This is a genomic window from Rudaea sp. (assembly GCF_057139185.1).
The window spans coordinates 1-3,384 of sequence record NZ_DBNHDN010000020.1 but is presented as its reverse complement, the minus strand read 5'-3'; the positions used below and the strand labels follow the sequence as shown (position 1 = coordinate 3,384).

4 protein-coding genes are annotated in these 3,384 nt (G+C 63.1%); all 4 read left to right on the top strand.

Features of this window, described 5'->3' with window-relative positions; translation table 11 throughout:
• A partial coding sequence (gene rpsL / locus AC16HO_RS07300) for a 30S ribosomal protein S12 (protein WP_484335346.1) occupies positions 1-347 on the top strand: 347 nt, incomplete at its 5' end.
• A 127-nt stretch (positions 348-474) separates the two neighbouring features.
• Positions 475-942 carry a 30S ribosomal protein S7 gene (gene rpsG, locus AC16HO_RS07295; RefSeq protein WP_395643035.1) on the top strand — a complete coding sequence of 156 codons (468 nt, stop codon included), beginning with the start codon at positions 475-477 and terminating at the stop codon, positions 940-942.
• Between the two features lie 112 nt (positions 943-1,054).
• The gene (fusA, locus tag AC16HO_RS07290) at positions 1,055-3,145 is read left to right on the top strand and encodes an elongation factor G (RefSeq protein ID WP_395643034.1); all 2,091 of its coding nucleotides are present in this window, start codon (positions 1,055-1,057) and stop codon (positions 3,143-3,145) included.
• A 115-nt stretch (positions 3,146-3,260) separates the two neighbouring features.
• Positions 3,261-3,384 (top strand): GTP-binding protein (locus AC16HO_RS07285; RefSeq protein WP_415253061.1); only part of this gene is annotated, 124 nt, incomplete at its 3' end.

The window sequence follows — 3,384 nt, the reverse complement described above, 5'->3', positions numbered from 1 at the left end:
CGCGCAGCCCGAAGACCTACAAAAGCGCGTCCCCGGCACTGGAAAACTGCCCGCAGCGTCGCGGCGTTTGCACGCGCGTCTATACCACGACGCCGAAGAAGCCGAACTCGGCCCTGCGCAAGGTCGCCAAGGTGCGCCTGACCAATGGTTTCGAGGTGATCAGCTACATCGGCGGCGAAGGCCACAACCTGCAGGAGCACTCGGTCGTGCTGATCCGCGGCGGTCGCGTGAAGGACCTGCCGGGCGTGCGCTACCACACGGTGCGCGGCTCGCTCGATGCGGCTGGCGTGACCAAGCGTCGCCAGAGTCGTTCGAAGTACGGCGCCAAGAAACCGAAGGCCAGCTGATTTTCCGGGCTTCCATGCCCGGGCATGAGCGGTCAGGCTGGCCGTTCTGCCGAGCAGCGTTTTCCCCACAGGCACCCCGTGCTTGAGTATCAAGCGGCCGGCGCGGTCGCATCATTGAGAAGAGACTATGTCACGCAAAGGCAACACCCCCACCCGCGAACTCCTGCCCGATCCCAAGCACGGCAGTCAGCTGATCTCGCGCTTCATCAACATGGTGATGCAGAGCGGCAAGAAGTCGATCGCCGAAGGCATCGTCTACGGTGCGATCGCGCACATCGGTGAAAAGAACGCGCAGCCGCTCGAGCTGGTCGAGAAGGCGCTCGGCAATGTCGCTCCGGCGGTCGAAGTGAAGTCGCGTCGCGTCGGTGGCGCCACCTACCAGGTGCCGGTCGAAGTGCGCGCCTCGCGCCGCGTCGCCCTGGCGATGCGCTGGGTCATCGAAGCCGCGCGCAAGCGCAGCGAGAACTCGATGCCGCGCAAGCTGGCGGCCGAGTTGCTCGAAGCCTCGGAAAACCGCGGCGGCGCCGTGAAGAAGCGCGAAGAGACGCATCGCATGGCGGACGCGAACAAGGCCTTCTCGCACTATCGCTGGTAATACCACGAACTCGGTAATCGCCTCATCGACGGAGGGTTTTTATTGAGAAGTGCGGGCAGGATGCCCGCTTCGTGATCTTCGCGTTCATGGACGAGCGCAAAGGTAAACCATCATGGCACGCAACACGCCAATCGAACGCTACCGGAATTTCGGCATCATGGCCCACATCGATGCCGGAAAAACCACGACCACGGAGCGCATCCTTTTCTACACCGGCGTCAATCACAAGATTGGCGAGGTGCACGAGGGTGCGGCGACGATGGACTGGATGGAGCAGGAGCAGGAGCGCGGCATCACCATCACGTCGGCCGCGACGACCTGCTTCTGGACCGGCATGGACCGCTCCTTTCCGCAGCATCGCTTCAACATCATCGATACGCCAGGGCACGTCGACTTCACGATCGAAGTGGAGCGTTCGCTGCGCGTGCTCGACGGTGCGGTGTTCGTACTCTGCGCGGTCGGCGGCGTGCAGCCGCAGTCCGAAACGGTGTGGCGCCAGGCGAACAAGTACGGCGTGCCGCGCGTTGCCTTCGTCAACAAGATGGATAGGCAGGGCGCCGATTTCGACAAGGTCGTCGGCCAGTTGAAGGCGCGCCTCGGCGCGAATCCGGTGCCGATGCAGCTTCCGATCGGCGCGGAAGACGGCTTCGAGGGCGTCGTCGATCTGCTCAAGATGAAGGCCATCCACTGGGACATGGAATCCCAGGGCATGGAGTTCGAGTTCGGCGACATCCCTTCGAGTCTGGTCGACAAGGCCAAGGCCGCGCGCGAACACATGATCGAGTCGGCGGCGGAAACCTCCGAAGACTTGATGAACAAGTATCTGGAAGGCGGCGAACTCAACGAAGACGAGATCATCGCCGGCATTCGCGCGGGTACGCTCGTGAACAGCATGATCCCGGTGTTCTGCGGCTCGGCGTTCAAGAACAAGGGCGTGCAGGCGATGCTTGATGGCGTGATCCGCTATCTGCCCGCGCCGTCGGACCGTCCGCCCGTGACCGGCCACGACGAGGACGACAAAGTCGAGGAGCGGCATGCCGGCGACGGCGAGCCGTTCGCGGCGCTCGCGTTCAAGATCGCGACCGACCCGTACGTCGGTGCGCTGACTTTCTTCCGCGTCTACTCGGGCGTGCTGAATTCGGGCGACACCGTGTTCAATCCGATCAAGGGCAGGAAGGAGCGCATCGGCCGTCTGCTGCAGATGCATGCGAACAACCGCGACGAAATCAAGGAAGTGCGCGCGGGCGATATCGCCGCCGCGGTCGGCCTGAAGGACGTGACCACCGGCGAAACACTGTGCGCGACCGATCACGTGATCACGCTCGAGAAGATGAGCTTCCCCGAGCCGGTGATCGCGATGGCGATCGAGCCGAAGACCAAGGCCGATCAGGAAAAGATGGGTCTCGCCCTGTCGCGTCTCGCTCAGGAGGATCCTTCGTTCCGCGTGCGCACCGACGAGGAATCGGGCCAGACCATCATCGCCGGCATGGGCGAGCTGCATCTGGACATCATCGTCGATCGCATGAAGCGCGAGTTCAGCGTGGAAGCGAACGTCGGCAAGCCGCAGGTCGCGTACCGCGAAACGATACGCAAGGCAGTCAAGCAGGAAGGCAAGTTCGTGCGCCAGTCGGGCGGTCGCGGCCAGTACGGCCACGTCGTCATCGAGATGGAACCGCTGGCGCGCGGCACGGGTTTCGAATTCGAAAACGGCATCGTCGGAGGCGTCATTCCGAAGGAATACATCCCGGCGGTCGAGAAGGGCATCCGCGAACAACTCGGCAACGGCGTGCTCGCCGGCTTCCCGGTGGTCGACGTGAAGGTGCGCCTGATCGACGGCTCGTACCACGAGGTCGATTCAAATGAAATGGCGTTCAAGATCGCGGGCTCGATGGCGTTCAAGGAAGGCTTCGCCAAGGCGAATCCGGTTCTGCTCGAGCCGATCATGAAGGTCGAGGTGGTCACGCCGGAAGACTACATGGGCGACGTGATGGGCGACCTGTCACGCCGGCGCGGCGTGCTTCAGGGTCAGGACGAGAGTCCCTCGGGCAAGATGATCGACGCACTGGTGCCGCTCGGCGAGATGTTCGGCTACGCGACGAGCCTGCGCTCGATGAGCCAGGGTCGCGCGACGTTCACGATGGAATTCGATCACTACGCCGAGGCGCCGACCAATATCGCCGACGCAGTGATCAAGCGGGGTTGAAGAGCTGGGGCTCGGGGCCCGGAAGAGCAGTGGCGTGGACGCTTATGCTTTTCCGAGTCCCTGGTTCCGAGCCCCGAACAAGAAAGAATCGGACATTCACTACAGGTAGACAGTCATGGCAAAAGGCAAATTCGAACGCACCAAGCCGCATGTGAACGTGGGCACGATCGGCCACGTGGATCACGGCAAGACGACGCTGACGGCGGCGCTGACGAAGGTCGGTGCGGAACGCTTCGGTG

Excerpts from the sequence above, each read along its gene's own strand:
- rpsG (WP_395643035.1), top strand. The coding sequence starts at position 475 with ATGTCACGCAAAGGCAACACCCCCACCCGCGAACTCCTGCCCGATCCC.
- fusA (WP_395643034.1), top strand. The coding sequence starts at position 1,055 with ATGGCACGCAACACGCCAATCGAACGCTACCGGAATTTCGGCATCATG.